The sequence below is a fragment of the Vreelandella piezotolerans genome (genome assembly GCF_012427705.1).
Classification (GTDB): Bacteria; Pseudomonadota; Gammaproteobacteria; order Pseudomonadales; family Halomonadaceae; genus Vreelandella; species Vreelandella piezotolerans.
This window is the reverse complement of the sequence record NZ_CP048602.1, coordinates 2491959-2509444: the sequence shown is the minus strand read 5'-3', so window position 1 is coordinate 2509444 and position 17486 is coordinate 2491959. Positions and strand designations below refer to the sequence as shown.

Below are 17486 nucleotides of genomic sequence, written 5' to 3'. Positions count from 1 at the left end.
TCGGCCTTCGAGCCGATTTTTTTATTGTACGCCGCCTAATGCACGGCATGCTAAATAGAGTTAATTTTCTGTACAAGCCTTGTCAACGTAGAGCCCCAGCGGTTAATCCCTTACAATGCTGGGTGCTTTTTTGATAGCGCCGGTTCACCACATTTCATCCGCACAGCGTAGGGCAAGGGAATGCGCCCGTTATAATCCCTGGGCGGTAGCGTGCCTTTTTATTGGAAATCATCATGTCAAACTCCCTCATTTTCATAGCGCGGCCAGCTCGCATGCTGTTGGCCGCCTTGAGCGTTGCCGTCGTTAGCGGCTGCGCTACCTACCCGAGCGGCAACCAGCAGCAGGTGCAGTACGTGCTTGGTAACGACACCGCCAAGCCGCTGCAAGATGAAAACCTCAACGGCTTTCTCGCACAAGCGCCTGCCGGTGCCGTGCTCAACCTAGTACAAAGCCCCTGGGGCGATAACGTCGAGATCGTGGCCGATGCGCCCTATTTGGCCGCCAGTGGTCGCGAGTGCCGCAAACTGCGGGTCATCGAACAGGGCAGCGGTGCTGCCCGTACCGCGCTGACCTGCGCGACCCCCAACGGTTGGGTAAATCAGCGCATGCTGCTGCCAGAAAGCCAGCAGGGCGCGATGTCGCTTTCGCCAACGATGCATTCCACAGGAACCACACAAGGGCGCTATTAATGAGCTTGCAACGCGTAATGAAACGGCTTTCTCTCACGCGCCCGGTAGCGGTGTTATCACTGGCCCTGTTGGGCACTGCCGCTAGCAGCGTTAGCTGGGCGCAGAGCATAAGCCTACCCAATACCATCCTGCCGGAAGATCAGGCCAGCCAGCAGCGGGTAGAGCCGCCGGTGAACGACACTCCCCGCGCCGACTGGCGTAGTGGTACCTATGGCCCGGTGGCGAACCAGCCCCAGCAAAACCCCGATGCGCTGCCCCCCTTTGGGGCCAACCTCTTTACCGGTGGCTTTCGTGGAGCGATGGGAGACGGCCTAAATGCCGATTACCAAGTCAAACCCGGCGACCAAATCACCGTGCGTGCCTGGGGGGCGTTCGAGTTCGACCGCGTGCTACCGGTGGATGCCCAGGGCAACATTTTCATCCCAGGCTCCGGCCCGCTGAATGTAGAAGGCCAAAACAGCCAGCAGGTGGATAGCCGCGTGCGCGGTGCCATTACATCGGTCTACCCCGATAACGTGCAGGTGTACACCAACGTGCAGGGCGTGCAGCCGGTAGCGGTGTTCGTCACTGGCTACGTGGAAAACCCAGGCCGCTACGCGGGCACGCCCAACGACTCCGTACTCTACTTCCTCGATCAAGCGGGTGGTATCGACCAAGACCTCGGTAGCTATCGCCAAATCCGCGTGATGCGTAATAACCAAACCGTGGCCACGGTGGATCTTTACGACTTCCTGATCAACGGCAGCATCGCGCGCCCGCAGTTTCAGGATGGCGACACCATCGTAGTGGAAGAGCGCGGCCCGGCCATTGCCGTGGTGGGTGATGTTCACCGGGAGCACCGCTATGAGCTAGTGGGTAACCAGCTAAGCGGTGCCGAGCTGGTAGAGCTTGCCCGTTTAAGAAGCGGCGTGTCTCACGTGTTACTGCGCGGCGACCGTGCCGACGGCCCCATGGCGCAATACTTCCCGCTGAACGAGTTTTATAGCCAGACCATTCGCAGCGGCGATGAAGTGGCGTTCAGCGCCGACCAGCGCAGCGAAACCATCGTGGTTGAAATCGAAGGCAGCTACTATGGTCCTTCGCGCTTTGCGCTACCCCGCGATGCCCGCTTGAGCGAACTGCTGGACGCCATCCCCGTGCCGGAAAACATGACCGCCGTGGAAAGCATTTCACTACAGCGTGAAAGCGTGAAGCAGCAGCAACAGCAATCCATGGAAGACAGCCTGCGCCGCCTGGAAACCACCTATCTCAGCGCCCAATCTAGCACCAACGAAGAAGCACAGATTCGTGCCCAAGAAGCCGAGCTGATTCAAAACTTCGTGCAGCGCGCCCGCGAGCTAGAGCCCAGTGGCCGCTTGGTAGTGGCCTACAACGACCGCATTGCGGATATTCGCCTGCAAGATGGCGATGTGATCACCATTCCGGAAATCAGCGACTCCATCCTCATCAGTGGTGAAGTACTGGTGCCGCAAGCGGCGGTATACCGCCCCGGCATGAGCGTGATCGACTACATCGAAAGCGCTGGCGGCTTCACCCAGCGCGCCGACGACGACCACATCCTGCTGGTTCGCCAAAACGGCGCGGTGGAAAACGCCCGCAACACGCCGCTGCGCCCGGGGGATGAAATCCTCGTGATGCCCGAAGCCCCCACCCACAACCTGCAGCTAGCCGCCACGCTCACGCAAATCCTCTACCAAGTGGCCGTCGCCACCCGCGTTGCTGTGGATTTGTGAGGGGTGAATATCCTCGTAGCGCGGCGTAACGACTGAGCGAGAGCAACGAGCGAAAGAGGCACCCGCGGAGGGCGGCGCCAGCCGCCCTAACGCCGCCGCTAAACGCGATATCACTGACCAGTGCGATAACGCCATCCAACTGATTTCATCACGCTCTTTTCAAAAGAAACGGCATCATGAATAACACACACAGCGCCCCGAAAGGGGCGCGCTCCTCTTGGCAAGTCACCCGCAGCGTGTGGTACGCCATGTTCATGCGGGAAGCGCTTTCCCGCACGATGGGTGACCGCATGGGTTGGTTCTGGATGATTTTCGAACCCTTTGCGCTTGTGGCCATCATGGTGGGGATTCGCAGTTTTGTAAGTGGCGATAATCTAATTGCAAACGCGCCGTTCATCCCATGGATGATCGTAGGAATGATGGGCTTTTTTTTAATGCGAGAAGGAATGATCCGCGGTATGGGGGCCATTGAGGCCAACAGTGCATTGTTTGCTTATCGCCAAGTACAGCCTATAGACCCAGTATTAGTGCGCAATTTTCTAGAAGGCGCATTACGCAGTTTTATTTTCCTCATATTTATTGGTGGGGGGCTGCTACTGGGATTGGATATGTATCCTGATAATGCTATTAGAGCAATGGCTGCCTGGCTGTCGCTCGGGTTTTTTGGCCTGGGTCTAGGGCTGGTTACGTCAGTATCTGCAACGATGGTGCCTGAGGTCGGTAAGGTCATTCGTATGCTATCCCTGCCTTTAATGCTTGTTTCAGGAGCTATATTTCCATTAAACCAGTTACCACATTGGCTGCTTGAGTATTTAATGTTAAACCCTATGCCGCATGGCTTAGAAACTTTGAGGTTAGGTTTTTTCGAAAATTATCAAGTTATCCATGGTACAAGCATGACTTACTTTTGGATGATAACTCTTATTTTAAACGCTTTGGGACTGCTGATGCATCTCCGTTTCGTTGATCGGTTAAAGGCTAAATAACCCATGCACGTATCATTTACTCGTTTTATCAAGCAGTCGCCACAGTGGGCATTTGCTTTTATCGCTATCTTGCTCGTTAGTTTTTACTGGTTTGTGTGGGCTGAAGATCGCTACGTCTCCCGCGCCACCGTAGTGCTCGAAAGTCCTCAGGTCGCCACGCCAGAATTTAGCCTGTCGTCCTTAATGGGGGGCGGGTCAGGTAACACCGCTGACCTATTGCTATTGCGTGAGCACTTACTCTCGGTGGATATGCTGCGCCTACTAGACGAGCAGCTCGGTATTCGCCAGCACTACAGCGAACACGGTGATTTCTTTGCGAAGCTGCGCGACCCCAACGTTCCTATCGAAGACTTGCACGAGTACTACCTGCGCCGGGTAGAAGTAGAGCTAGACGAGTACGCAGGGGTGTTGAACATTCGTGTGCAGGGCTACACCCCGGAATTCGCCCACGACATGGCATCGCTGCTGTTAGAGGCCGGCGAAAACCACATGAACGAAATGGGCCATCGACTAGCCGATGAGCAAGTGCATTTCTTGGAACGGCAAATGGTGCGGCTAGAAGAGCGCTTTGAAGAAACCCGCGCCCAACTGCTCGAATTCCAGAACGAATACGGCCTGGTATCGCCCACCGCCACGGTAGAGAGCATCAACCAAGTCGTGGCCACGTTAGAAGGCGATTTAGCCCGCTTACAAGCCCAGCGTAACGCCCTGGCCAGCTTCCAAAGCTCTCAGTCTGCCGAATTGCGCCAAGTAGAGCGCAGCATTGCAGCACTACGCGACCAAATCACCGAGCAGCGCGACCGCCTAGCGCAGGCCACCGGTAACTCGCTCAACCGGGTGTCGGCAGAATATGAAACCCTAGAGCTGCAAGCCCAGTTCGCCCAAGAGACCTACTCCAGCGCCCTGGCCGCACTTGAAAACACCCGCTTAGAAGCCGCCCGACAGCTCAAACAGGTCAGCGTGCTACAAAGCCCGCTCATGCCGGAATACCCCACAGAGCCCAACCGCCTCTACAACAGCAGCGTCTTCGCCATTATCACCATCTTCCTAGCGTTCATCCTCAGCATGCTCATCATGATCGTTAAAGACCACCGCGATTAAGATGGCTGGCGAATGGCGAATGGCGAATGGCGAATGGCGAATGGCGAATGATGCCGCCACCGCGTAGCGCGGCGTAACGAAAGAGCGAGAGCAACGAGCGAAAGAGGCACCCGCGAAGGGCGGCGCTAGCCGCCCCGATCACGCCACCAAACGCCAAAATGCCATACCGCTAAGAGAAAGCACGAAAAGGAATTCAATGCTCAACATCACCCACCACGGCGGAGCCAAAGGCGTCACCGGAAGTTGCCACCAGCTCACCCTCGATAGCGAACACTCACTGCTGATCGACTGCGGACTATTCCAAGGCGAAGACGCAACAGAAGACGCCTTTGAGCAGCTCCAGATCGAATTCGATATCAGCACCGTCAAAGCGCTGGTCATCACCCACGTACACATCGACCACGTAGGACGCTTGCCCTACCTACTGGCGGCCGGGTTCAAAGGGCCCATCATCTGCTCTATCCCCTCGGCCAAACTGCTGCCGCTGGTGATCGAAGACGCCCTGAAAATCGGTTTCACCCGTAACACCCAGTTGATCGAGCGCTTCCAGCAGCAGTTGGCTTCCCAGCTCATCAGTGTGCCCTATGGAAAATGGCACACCGTGTTTGAAAAAACCGAAGCAGGCGGCATCACCACCCGCGTGAAGCTCAAGCGGGCAGGGCACATACTGGGCTCCAGCTACGTGGAAGTAGCCCACCAGCACCCCAACGGCGAAAAGGAACGGGTGATATTCAGCGGCGACCTGGGCGCTCCCTACGCACCGCTACTGCCCGCGCCGCAATCGCCCTATGGCTGTGAACAATTGGTACTCGAAAGTACCTACGGCGACCGCCAACATCCCGACCGCCGCCAGCGCCGCGCCACGCTGAAACAGGCCATCGAGCAAGCGCTCACCAACGGCGGTACCGTGATGGTGCCCGCCTTCAGCATTGGCCGTACTCAGGAGCTGCTCTACGAACTGGAAGGCATCATTCACGAAGCCGAACGCAACGCCAAACGCGGGCTGCCCAGAAGCCTATGGCAAACGCTGGAAATCATCGTCGATTCACCGCTGGCCGCCCGCTTCACCAGCGTTTATCGAGAGCTGAAACCCTATTGGGATAATGAAGCCCAGCGCCGCCTGCGCAGTGGCCGCCACCCGCTCAACTTCGCCAACCTCTACACCGTAGACAGCCACGAAGCCCACGAGCGAACGGTCAGCTACCTGGCCAGCACAGGCCGCCCAGCGGTGGTCATCGCCGCCAGCGGCATGTGCGCAGGCGGGCGCATCATGAACTATCTCAAAGCCATGCTGGGCGATGAACGCCACCAGGTACTGTTCGTCGGCTACCAGGGCGCAGGCACCCCAGGCCGCGCCATACAGCAATACGGCCCGCGTGGCGGCTGGGTCGAGATCGACAACCAGCGATACGATATCAAAGCAGGCGTCACCTCCATCAGTGGCTATTCCGCCCACGCCGACCAAAAAGACCTGCTCAACTTCGTCAAACGCATGCGCCGCTGGCCCCATACCATCCATTTAGTTCACGGCGAACAAACCGCGCGCAGCGCGCTCAAACGTGAGCTGGAAGCGATGTACACCCGTAAAGGAAAGGTGGTGAAAGTAGTGAATGGTGAGTAGTTTTTGGTGAGTGGTGAGTAGGGAATAGTGAGTGGTGAATGGCGAGTAGTGAGTGATGTGGGGAGGTGGGATGAGGAAGCATCAGGAGTTGAGGGTTTGGCAGCAGAGCATGGATCTTGTCGAACAAGTTTACTCCCTCACCCAAGCCTTCCCAGATGATGAAAAGTTCGGCTTAACAAGCCAAATGCGGCGCAGTGCAGTCTCCGTTCCCAGTAACATCGCTGAAGGTGCCGCTCGGGGCAGCACACAAGAGTTCATCCGTTTTCTCTACATCTCCCAAGGCTCACTCAGCGAATTAGAGACGCAGTTGCTCATCGCACAGCGCCTTAACTACTTACCAGATATTTCGTTAGCACTAGCATCTATTAACCAAGCTTCTTCCCAGCTAGGCGGCTTAATCAAACATTTAAAGAATCGGTGAAATCTATGCTCCCCATGAACTCCCCATTCACAATTCACTCCTCACCTCTCACTATGCACCCCTTACCACTCACTATTCACCCCTTACCATTCACTAATACCAAATGATCGAAATAAAGAACCTCTACAAGCGCTACCACAACCACCACGGCAGCGACTGGGTGCTCAAAGACATCAACCTCACCATACCCACCGGGGTGAGCGTAGGCCTGATTGGCCGCAACGGTGCCGGTAAATCAACACTACTGCGCCTTATTGCAGGAATGGATACACCAGAGCGTGGCGAGGTAATACGTCACAGCCGGGTCTCTTGGCCAGTAGGGCTAGCAGGCGGCATGCAAAACAATATGACAGGCCGCCAAAACGTCAAATTTGTAGCGCGAACACAAGGCTGTGGCCCCGAAGAAGTAAAACGGGTAATAGCGTTTGTGCAAGATTTTGCAGAGATCGGTGAAGCGTTCAATGAACCAGTACGTACGTATTCATCAGGTATGCGTTCAAGGCTCTCGTTTGGCCTCTCACTAGCGTTTGATTTCGATGTTTATATCTCAGATGAAGCTACGGCGGTAGGGGATCGAGCGTTTAAAGCAAAAGCGCAAAACCTATTTAAATCGAAAGTTGGGCAATCGTCGCTGATTATTGTTTCTCACTCTGAGGGGATTCTCAAAGAGCTATGTCAAGTAGGCGTTTATATCAAGGACGGGCAAGCGCTTTGGTTTGATAACATTAATGAAGCGATAGAGTCTTACCACAATGATGTGGATAAAAAATAAATTCATCGTTGCTATCTAAATTGCATAAATACCAAGGTATAGAGGAATGTGTCAGTGAATAGAATTGCTATTGTCGGCCATCCATCTTCGGGGTACACGGACGTAGAAGCACTGTTGAAACACTATGGTATGGGAGAGGCAGTCCCTTCCAGAAGGGAAGGCATGAGCGTTCACGATATTGAAGCCTCACTTTTTAAAGCCCATAACGCCGTTAACATCGAACAGGTGCAAGCCGAGGCCGAGTTAAGCCAGTTAACGCCCAGTAGTGTATGGCAAGGCCTAGCTCTGGATTTTCTGCTAGGTAATATGCAACAGAAGGGCGTATGGGGCTGGGCCTCATCTAACACACTTCCCTTACTGAATATGTGGCATGAGGTAGATGATCAAACAGCTTTTCTGTTGGTGTACCAGCATCCTGCCATTGCGTTGCAAAATGCACTAGATCGCAAAGAAAGCATATCCCCAACTGAGGTGCTCAATAACTGGGCGGCCTATCATGGTGCATTGTTAGCCTTTTACCTTCGTCACCCTGAAAGAAGCTTTCTGGTTCACACTCAGCAGCTCCTTAGCCAGCCTCAAGAGGTACTCAAAGCGCTACCTGGGCTTTCAGCTAAGCCAACAGAAGGTTTAGTGACAACCACTAAGGCCAGCCCATTAACGGCTGTCCTGAACTCTCTGGAAGGCGGTGAGCAGACAGAGACCGCATACTTAGAACCAGAGCCATTAGAACGCTTTCTAAGCGAGCAAGTGGTTGAAAAGCACCCAGCACTCTCCCTCTTTGAAGAGTTACAGGCGAGTGCCACTCAGCCAGGTGAAGTTAACGGTGGCATTGCAAGTGAAGATGCTTGGAAACACTTTAGGCAGCAGCGCGTTGCACTACTGAATACGCTAACCAAATTGCAGCAGGCACTGGAAAAAGAAAGCGCTAAGAACGCTACTTTAAAGCGTGAAAACGAGGAGTTGAAAAAAACACCGCCTACTCCAACCGTTGCGGCTGTGGATACTACTGAGCTACAGCAAGAAAACAGCATGCTGCTAGAGCAGTTGCACGTAGTTCAGGAAGAGTTAGAAAAGTTTTATAGCCAAGCTAGAAAAAAAACCACAGTAGTTTCAGAAAGCGGGCCTTATTACGGTGCTGAACAGCGTATCAAGCGCCAACTCACCTACCGGTTAGGCGCAGTGGTGGTGAATAGTCACAGTGTAAAAGACTTTGTCTGTCTACCCCTGGCCCTAAAGCGCGAATATGCTGCTTATCAGAAAGATGTGAAGGCCCGCAAAGGGGAAAAGCTACCGCCTATCTCTCAGTATGCAGATGCTCATAAAGCAGAGCAGGTGAAGCGGCACCTTTCTTATCGCTTGGGACAAGCGATTATGGATAACGCAGGCTCCCCTGTGGGATGGCTGAAGCTACCGATAGCATTAAACCGAGAAACTAAGGCTTTCCGCAAAGAACGCCAACGCTAATCATCCCCCGCAATCTTGCAAATAACATCAACACCATAGCGAGCACTCTATGTCGGTTGCGTCTAACTCCATTCAAACTCCTCCTTCACAGCCAGCGCATGGCCAAAATTCGCTTACGCCTGTGCAATGGCTAAGCGCTCTTCACGGTATCCAGCCACTGTCACAATTAACCCTGTTAGGAGCGGGCGGTGGCCAGGATGGAGTGCTCATATGGGCACACGGGCTTGCTATTGAGAAGGTAAGCTTGGTTGAAGCTAGCCAGCAACAGTTTCAACATTTAAGCGCTAAATGGCAGGCTGTGCAGCCGGAGTGGCAGTTACACAATGTGGTCATGGATGCCGGGTTTAACAAAGCTGATGCGTTTTATATAGCAAGTAACTCTTCTGAAAGCGGCTTTCTGGCACCTAAAACACTTACGCACTTGTGGCCGAATATCACTGAAAAGGAGAGCCAGCCCTGTGAGCCAGTCACGATGGCTGAGTGGGCAAAAATGCACTGGCAAAGCTCAGGGCAATGGCTCTTTATCGACTATTTTTGTGATGCGAGCCTGTTAACTACCTATGCTGCCGAGTTTCAAAATGTAGATGTACTTGGGGTACGTATAAGCACACATGAAGCGCTACCTAAATCTATTACCGCAGCCGCGTGGGAGCTTGCTTTGAAGCAAGCTGGATTTCAAATACTCAGCCGTGAATGTGAACGGCACCCCCACATTGAACAATGGTTATGTGTGAAGCGGTTTGAATGTGAAGCTGTTGCAGCCAAAGCTGCATTATCTGAAACTAAAATTGAATTAGAAGACGTCAAAGAGAAACTCGAAAATACACAAACTTGGTTTAAAAATCGTAAGCATCAAGCCATAGAATACGAGAAAAAAATAGTGTCTTTAGAGGCTTCGTTAGAAAGCGCTAATAAAGAAATAGCCCGTATTCGAGAGCAGTCTAGCCAATTTGAGGAAATAAAGAGTTCACTTAATCAGTTGGCAATTCAGGTGTCTGAAGGCTTTATGGTGCAGAGCGAGCAACGTCGGCAAGCTGCTAATGCATTAGGGCAGCATGTAACAAAAATGTTTAAAGAGTCTAATGCCCAAGAATCATCTAAGGAAAAGGACAACCTATGAGCGTAGAGCCACTTGTGATTAAGCGGGCTATGCAAGCGTTTCGCAAAGGTGATTACGCAACCGCTAAAATGTTTTACCAAAAAGCCGCTAAGCAGTACGGCGCACACTTATTTAAAGCCAATCTCTACCTGTGTGATAAATACGCTGGCAGCGGTTTAAAGCAGCTCTCCGCGATGCCTGAAAGCATGACAGGTCAAGCGGATCAGGCACAGCGCCAACTACAGGAAACTCAGCAACTTCTTGAGCACTACTACCAGCGCTGCCAAGAACTTGAGTACCAACGATTAGAGCGTTGATTAACAGCTAAGGTAACAGAATGAAAGTATTGACCGTATTTGGCACCCGCCCCGAAGCGATTAAAATGGCACCGCTAGCGCTCCAATTAGCCGCCGATGAGCGTTTTGACGCTAAAGTATGCGTAACGGCACAGCACCGAGAAATGCTGGATCAGGTGTTGTCTTTATTTGAGCTAGCACCCGATTTTGACCTGAATATTATGAAACCGGGCCAAGACCTAAACGATGTTACATGCGGAATTCTGCAAGGTCTCAAGGGTGTTTTTGAAGAATTCAAACCCGATATCGTGCTGGTGCATGGCGACACCGCGACCACCTTTGCCACCACCCTGGCGGCGTACTATCAGCAAATCCCTGTTGGTCACGTAGAAGCAGGCCTGCGTACCGGTAACCTATACTCGCCTTGGCCGGAAGAGGGGAACCGTAAACTCACTGGGGCATTGGCAAAACTGCACTTTGCACCTACCGAAACCTCTCAACAAAACCTGTTGAACGAAGGCATCGCACCAGCGGATATTCACGTAACAGGCAATACAGTGATCGACGCACTGTTGGATGTTGCCCACAAGCTGGATACGAACCAGGCATTGGCGCAAGAGCAGGCTGCACGCTTTCCCATGTTGCAGGCAGGCAAGCGTTTGATACTGGTCACTGGCCACCGCCGCGAAAGCTTTGGCGGCGGTTTTGAGCGTATTTGCCAAGCACTGGTAGATACCGCCAAAGCACACCCCGATACGCAGATTCTATACCCGGTTCACTTAAACCCGAATGTACGCGAGCCAGTGAATCGGTTATTGGCAGGTATTGATAACGTCCACCTTATCGAACCTCAAGACTACCTACCGTTTGTCTACTTGATGAATCGTGCCCACATCATTCTGACGGATTCCGGTGGTATTCAAGAAGAGGCACCATCTTTAGGTAAGCCCGTGCTGGTAATGCGCGATACCACCGAGCGCCCAGAAGCGGTTTCTGCTGGAACCGTAAAGCTGGTGGGCACCAATGCTTCTACCATCACTGAAGAACTGACCCGCCTGCTAACAGATGAAGCAGCCTACAACGCCATGAGTTATGCCCATAACCCCTACGGCGATGGCACCGCCTGCGAACGTATTCGCAACGTGTTAAGTGAGTGGAAACAGTCATAGGCGAGCATCCAATACTCGTCACAAACTATTCACGACTCACCATTTACCATTCACCATCGACTACTCACGGATAAACACATGAAATTTGAAACCATCTCTATGATTGGCCTGGGCTACATTGGTCTGCCGACTGCTGCGGTATTTGCTTCACGGAAGAAGAAGGTGATTGGTGTCGATGTCAACCAGCATGCCGTAGATACCATTAACAAAGGCGACATTCATATTGTCGAACCTGAGTTGGATATTGTAGTGAACGCTGCAGTGAAGCAGGGCTACCTACGAGCAACCACCACCCCTGAACCCGCTGATGCCTTTTTGGTAGCCGTACCCACACCGTTCCATACGGATGAAAACGGCCAGAACCACAAGGCAGATTTAAGCTACATCGAAGCAGCAGCTAAATCCGTGGCGGCAGTGTTACAGCCGGGTAACTTGGTGGTTCTAGAGTCCACTAGCCCCGTAGGTGCCACCGAGCAGATGGCAGAGTGGCTGGCAGAAGCACGGCCAGATCTCACGTTCCCGCAAACCCACGGTGAAGCATCCGATATTCGTATTGCCCACTGCCCCGAGCGTGTTTTACCGGGCCATGTGATTCGCGAGCTGGTTGAGAACGACCGCGTGATTGGTGGTATGACCCCGAAATGTGCTGAAGCTGCCTGCGCGCTCTATCAAATCGTGGTGGAAGGTGAGTGTGTTGCTACCACTGCTCGCACTGCCGAGATGGCCAAGCTAACCGAAAATAGCTTCCGCGATGTCAATATTGCTTTCGCAAATGAGCTTTCCACCATCTGCCACGAGCTAGATATCAATGTGTGGGAACTGATTGCTTTAGCAAACCGTCACCCACGAGTGAATATCCTGACCCCCGGTGCGGGCGTAGGTGGTCACTGTATTGCTGTAGACCCTTGGTTCATCGTCGATGCCTGCCCAGAACAGGCCAAAATCATTCGCGCAGCGCGCGAAGTGAACGATGCCAAACCGCAGTGGGTGTTAGGCCGTGTGAAAGAAGCGCTGGAGTACTACCACCAGCAGCACCCGGATGCCAAGCGTAGCGATTTGACCGTGGCTTGCTTGGGGGTTGCCTTTAAACCGGATATTGATGACCTGCGTGAAAGCCCCGCCCTGGGTATTGCCAAAGAAATTGGCAAGCTGGGCTGCAAACTACAAGTGGTGGAACCCAATATTGAAACACTGCCCAAAGGCCTAGAAGGCGATAACGTAACACTGGCGACCTTCGATGAAACCATGGCCCAAGCCGATGTGGTCTGTGTGTTAGTGAAGCACAAACCGTTCATTGCACAGAAGAAGGCGGTCAGCGGTAAGGAAACCGTCATCGACGCTGTGGGTCTGCTAGGTTAAATATTCACCCATAACTGTCGCTAAACCAAGTGAGTGGTAACAGCAAAGCGTTCCGCAGCCCAAACCACCACTCACCATTCACCATTCACCTCTCACGGAAACCCATGGACGAGCTTCTCAAATACGCCACACATCTAGCGGATCAAACCAGCCACGCCCTCAGCTTGCCTATCAAAGGGCGAGTAGCGTACGTGGTCAGTCATGGTCAAAGTTATGCCAGTAATGGCTATGCGATTCGCACACAAGGTGTCGCCAAGGCCCTCAATCAGCATGGGCTGGAAACACTCTGTTTTGTGCGGCCGGGAAGACCGTGGGAATTGAAGCAGAATACCCAACCTGTACTCCCTGAAGTGACGATTCAAGGCGTACGCTATATTCATAGCCGTTGGCCTGACGATGTCGCCCCTACCCATGAGCGCGTACATCTCGAAGCCAGCGTGCAGCATTTCATGACGTTGTTTAGCGTCTACCGACCCGAGGTAGTGCTGGCAGCGTCCAACTGGATCGTTGGCTTGCCTGCCTGGGTAGCGGCCAAACGCCTGGGCTTACCGTTCTACAATGAAGTACGTGGTTTCTGGGAGTTGTCGAAGGCAGCCCACGACCCAGCGTACGAAGGCAGCAAAACCAGTCAAATAGATGCAGAACGCGATACCTTCGTGGCAAAGCAGGGGCGTGCGACCTTTACACTCAATGCACCCATGCAAGATGAACTGATCAAACGGGGCGTAAAGCGTGAAAGCATCAAGCTGGTACCCAATGGCGTCAGCCAGTTGCCCAAGGTGGTACCTGCCAACCCCGCGCTGAAAAAGCAGTTAGGCATCAAAGAGGGTGAACATGTCGTGGGCTACGTAGGTAGTTTCAGCCCCTATGAAGGTCTGGATGTGCTGTTCGAAGCCTGCACCGAACTGGTACAAAAGGGCGAAAAACTCAAGCTGCTACTGGTCGGTGACAGCCAGCCCCTGACCCTGAGAAACAAGAGCGGGGCTTCAGCTGCCCACATAGCCGATACCGGCTTCAACAAAATCCCACCCTGGCTGATTCAGGTCGGGCGGGTGCCGCATGAGCAGGTCGCGGACTACTACGCGCTGCTGGATGCCGTGGTGATCCCCCGCAAACCCCTGGCGGTGTGTCAGCTGGTGCCGCCCATGAAGGCCGCCGAGGCTTTGGCTTACGGCAAGCGGCTGGTGGTCTCGGATGTGGCACCGCTGGCCGAGTATGCCGACCATTTTGAAGGCGTGCTGAGCTTCGAAGCTGGCAGTGCTGCAAGCCTGGCTGCAGCCCTTCAGAGGTCACTGAAGTTGCCTGCACCGAAGCCCACGGCCGAACTATTGTTCGCCAAGCATACCGAGCCGATGGTGAAGGTGCTGCGGGGGGAGGGGAGTGCTGCGGGCCAGAATGCGTCTCAACCAAGTGTGCTAAAAAATCATTCACCTTTAGTCAAGGAAAGTGCCAGCATAACGAAGCGTAGCGATGCTTATGTTCCAGCTGAAAGCAGCATAAAGGCAACGCTTTTAGTTGATAGCTCTGAAGACAAAAACGGCTTGTTGTCGCTAAAAGAAAAATCCTTCACAGTGACTATCGACTCTTGGATTGATGATGCAGAAGATCTAGATGTTGAGTTGTTCTGTCGAGTTAACGACGAGGCGCTAATAGAGAAAAATGCAGGCATTGTAAAAGTTAGCTTCCTAGATGAAAAAGGAAAAGCTATAGAAAAGCCAGGCCTCAATAATTTAAGCTGGTCAGAATATCTAGGCTGCTGGTATTTTTACTTCAAGCCCGAAAAAGCCAATGCTGAATCCAGGTCTGCATTTTCGTTTATCAAGCCAAAGGGTGTGTCTAAAATAGAGGTTACGTTCAGCAAGTGGCACGTTGCTGACGTTGGCTTAAAAAACTCAATCACGATAACAAAGCGTCCCTCCATCCAGCACTTTCTGCGAAGCGACTTTTCCAAAATAATTGGCGAGATAGAGAAGCCCGTTATTAAAAGCGCTGTTAAAAAGAGCAAGGGTAAGCTTTGCTATATATTAAACCATAGCTTGCCCTATCAGTCGGAGGGGTACGCAACACGAGCACATGGCCTTGCGAAAGCAATAGGTGCTACGGGTGCGGAAGTAGTGTGTATCAGTCGGCCAGGCTTCCCATGGAGCTTTATTAAGGAATATAAGGACCAAACCTTACCAGGAAAAGAAACGATTGAGGGTGTTGAATACCAGCGCCTGCGTGAGCCAAAAGGGTGGAAGGGAACGCACAACTACATCGCCAAAGCCGCTCATGAGCTTGAAAAAAAGCTCATAGAAATCAAACCCTCCTGTGTCATGGCAGCCTCTGATTTTAAAAACGCGATGCCGGCCTATTTGGCTGCTCGACGTTTAGGCATTCCTTTCATATACGAAATTCGCGGTTTCTGGGAAGTGACGCACGAGTCGCGTGATCCTTCAGCCGTACAAACCTCCAACTATCATTTAACACGGCATCTGGAGACACTGCTAGCACGGCATTCAGATCACGTATTCACATTGACAAAGGCGATGCAACAAGCGCTAGTGGATAGAGGCTTACCAAGTGAGCAAATATCCTTACTGCCTAATTCATGTGATCCAGCAACATTTGATCCGAAAAATAACCCAAAGAACAAGCCACTGCTACGCCAGCTCAATATCCCCGACGATGTTCCAGTGATTGGCTACATAGGTACGTTCAACGCTTATGAAGGCCTAGACGACTTAATGCATGCCTGCGGTAAGCTTTACCGTGAAGGGGTGGTATTCAGAACCTTGCTGGTAGGCTCTGAGCCTTCAAATCGTGTCGGAAAAGGGCCTTGCGCTTCTGAGATAGAGTCTATAGCAGCGAGTTACGGGTTCAAAGACTGGCTGATCATGCCGGGACGAATCCCCCATGATCAAGTGAGTGACTATTACTCCTTAATCGATATTGCCCCTTTCACAAGGAAGCCGCTGCCTGTTACGGAGTTGGTCTCCCCCTTGAAGCCATTGGAAGCGATGGCGATGGAAAAAGCGCTGGTAGTATCATCTGTCGGTGCGCTTGCAGAGATGGTACAGGATGGCAAAACTGGTCTTGTCTACGAGAAGGGAAATATTGACAGTCTAGCAGGCAAGCTAGCGAGCCTGTTGACTGATGCGTCTATCCGTCAGCAGATGGGCAAACATGCCCGCCAATGGGTGATTGGCAACAGAACCTGGAAAATCTGTGCCGAAAGAGTTCGTGAAAAGGCTCACTATTTTGAAGAAAATCCTCCCGTGGTAACGATACCGCCCAAAAAGCAGCTGCCAAGCAAGCTTGCATCTCAGTATAAAGTGGCCTTCATTGCTGATGAGTTTAGCTACAACAGCTTTAAAGATGAGTTCCAAGCGATTGTCATTGAACCGTCAAATTGGAAACAGCTGTTTGCAGAGCATAAACCCGATATCTTTTTCTGTGAGTCGGCTTGGTCAGGGGTAGACTCCAAAAGAAGGCCTTGGCAAGGCAAGGTGTATACGAGTATTAACTGGAAGAATGAAAACCGCACAGTCCTTCTCAGTATCCTCGATCATTGTCGCCAGGAAGGAATTCCAACCGTTTTTTGGAATAAAGAAGACCCGACGCACTTCACGGACCGTGTGCATGACTTTATCGCAACCGCGAAAGAGTTTGACTATGTGTTTACAACGGCTGAGGAGTGCTGCGAGCTTTACAGGCAAGAGTACGGCGTCAAGAATGTCTTCGCACTGCCATTTGCAACAAACCCGAGGCTCTTTAATCCCATAGCTGCAAAGCCCCGCACCAACAAAGTAGTGTTTGCAGGTAGTTGGTATGCGAATCATGAAGAGCGTTCTGCCGTGATGAAGCGCATCATGGATGCGTTACTTGAGAGCGGATATGAATTAGAGGTGTACGACCGGTATCACGGCTCAGGTGACCCACTCCACGAGTGGCCTGAAAAATACAAGAAATTTATCCGTCCAGGTCTGCCACATCAACAGATGCCGGATGTTTACCGGTCAAGCCAACTTGGGCTGAATTTCAATACGGTAACAAACTCAGCAACAATGTTTGCTAGAAGAGTCTTTGAGCTAATGTCTTCTAACACCTTAGTGATTAGCAACTATTCTAAGGGGGTAGACAAGATGTTCGGGGATCTGGTTGTTTTTGCAGATAGAGACGCCGGCAGGCTGAAGTCACTTTCGAGCCAAGAGATAGAAGAGCTCAAGGAGCGAAGTCTCCAGCTGGTGCTTGAGAAGCATACCTATACAAATCGTTGGCAAGAAATCCTGACGAAGATAGGCGCACCATGGCGACAAGACAATAAGGGCCTCACGTTTGTATGTAGAGTAGCCAGTGATGAAGATGCAAGCAGGGCCATTGATCATTACCAGAATCACTATGCCAGTAATGATGACAATCAGCTTCTATTGTTGGTTGCAGAGAGTGTCGATCCACTGCAGGTGAGGGAGTTCTACAAAAAATACAATAGAGTTGGCATCACTGTTACCTGCATGCACCATATTAAGCACTATGCATTGTCGGGAAGGTACCAGCCCATCGAGACAAAGTACTTTGTCTATGGGACTGCTGAGCAGCTTCCATCTAGCGCATGGATCAAGAAGGCAAGTTCTCATTTGGCATATGCAATCAACATACCGCTTACACCTCAGCAAGGGAGTGCTTACTCACTGGGCAGTGTGAGTAACAGCGATGTTTTTCTAGGCCACGCAACTGACTTCCTTGCCATTATGAAAGAAATCAATAGTGGTTCAGCCAAAGCGTTCCAAGTTTGAG

Annotated in this window: 13 protein-coding genes; all 13 read left to right on the top strand. The window is 52.2% G+C overall.

The features are described 5' to 3' along the window. Window positions 1–233 precede the first annotated feature (233 nt). Entirely contained in the window at window positions 234–689 is a 456-nt protein-coding gene (locus tag GYM47_RS11500) for a DVU3141 family protein (protein ID WP_153842764.1), read from the top strand. Next, the gene (locus tag GYM47_RS11495; protein ID WP_153842765.1) at window positions 689–2422 is read left to right on the top strand and encodes a polysaccharide biosynthesis/export family protein; all 1734 of its coding nucleotides are present in this window, start codon (window positions 689–691) and stop codon (window positions 2420–2422) included. Before GYM47_RS11500 ends, GYM47_RS11495 begins: the two co-directional genes overlap by 1 nt. A 176-nt stretch (window positions 2423–2598) precedes the next feature. Then, window positions 2599–3408: an ABC transporter permease gene (locus GYM47_RS11490; RefSeq protein ID WP_139527018.1), complete on the top strand. Its 810-nt coding sequence runs from the start codon at window positions 2599–2601 to the stop codon at window positions 3406–3408. A gap of 3 nt (window positions 3409–3411) precedes the next feature. Then, window positions 3412–4509, top strand: a complete 1098-nt coding sequence (locus tag GYM47_RS11485; protein ID WP_153842766.1) for a KpsE/RkpR family capsule polysaccharide export protein — start codon at window positions 3412–3414, stop codon at window positions 4507–4509. Window positions 4510–4705: 196 nt separating this feature from the next. Beyond that, window positions 4706–6130: an MBL fold metallo-hydrolase RNA specificity domain-containing protein gene (locus tag GYM47_RS11480; RefSeq protein WP_153842767.1), complete on the top strand. Its 1425-nt coding sequence runs from the start codon at window positions 4706–4708 to the stop codon at window positions 6128–6130. A gap of 70 nt (window positions 6131–6200) precedes the next feature. Beyond that, window positions 6201–6551, top strand: a complete 351-nt coding sequence (locus GYM47_RS11475; protein WP_153842768.1) for a four helix bundle protein — start codon at window positions 6201–6203, stop codon at window positions 6549–6551. Window positions 6552–6654: 103 nt separating this feature from the next. Continuing rightward, window positions 6655–7323, top strand: a complete 669-nt coding sequence (locus tag GYM47_RS11470) for an ABC transporter ATP-binding protein (protein WP_074210387.1) — start codon at window positions 6655–6657, stop codon at window positions 7321–7323. 54 nt (window positions 7324–7377) lie between these two features. Continuing rightward, on the top strand, window positions 7378–8787 hold the full coding sequence (locus GYM47_RS11465) for a hypothetical protein (protein ID WP_153842769.1): 1410 nt from the start codon (window positions 7378–7380) through the stop codon (window positions 8785–8787). A gap of 49 nt (window positions 8788–8836) precedes the next feature. Beyond that, window positions 8837–9907, top strand: a complete 1071-nt coding sequence (locus GYM47_RS11460) for a hypothetical protein (RefSeq protein WP_153842770.1) — start codon at window positions 8837–8839, stop codon at window positions 9905–9907. Beyond that, on the top strand, window positions 9904–10203 hold the full coding sequence (locus GYM47_RS11455) for a hypothetical protein (protein WP_153842771.1): 300 nt from the start codon (window positions 9904–9906) through the stop codon (window positions 10201–10203). The genes GYM47_RS11460 and GYM47_RS11455 overlap by 4 nt, the downstream gene beginning before the upstream one ends. 20 nt (window positions 10204–10223) lie before the next feature. Then, the gene (wecB, locus tag GYM47_RS11450) at window positions 10224–11351 is read left to right on the top strand and encodes a non-hydrolyzing UDP-N-acetylglucosamine 2-epimerase (RefSeq protein WP_153842772.1); all 1128 of its coding nucleotides are present in this window, start codon (window positions 10224–10226) and stop codon (window positions 11349–11351) included. Window positions 11352–11429: 78 nt separating this feature from the next. Beyond that, the gene (gene wecC / locus GYM47_RS11445; protein WP_153842773.1) at window positions 11430–12710 is read left to right on the top strand and encodes a UDP-N-acetyl-D-mannosamine dehydrogenase; all 1281 of its coding nucleotides are present in this window, start codon (window positions 11430–11432) and stop codon (window positions 12708–12710) included. Between the two features lie 104 nt (window positions 12711–12814). After that, a complete protein-coding gene (locus GYM47_RS11440) occupies window positions 12815–17485 on the top strand; it encodes a glycosyltransferase (protein ID WP_153842774.1) in 4671 nt (1556 codons plus the stop codon). The last annotated feature ends 1 nt before the right edge of the window (window position 17486 follow it).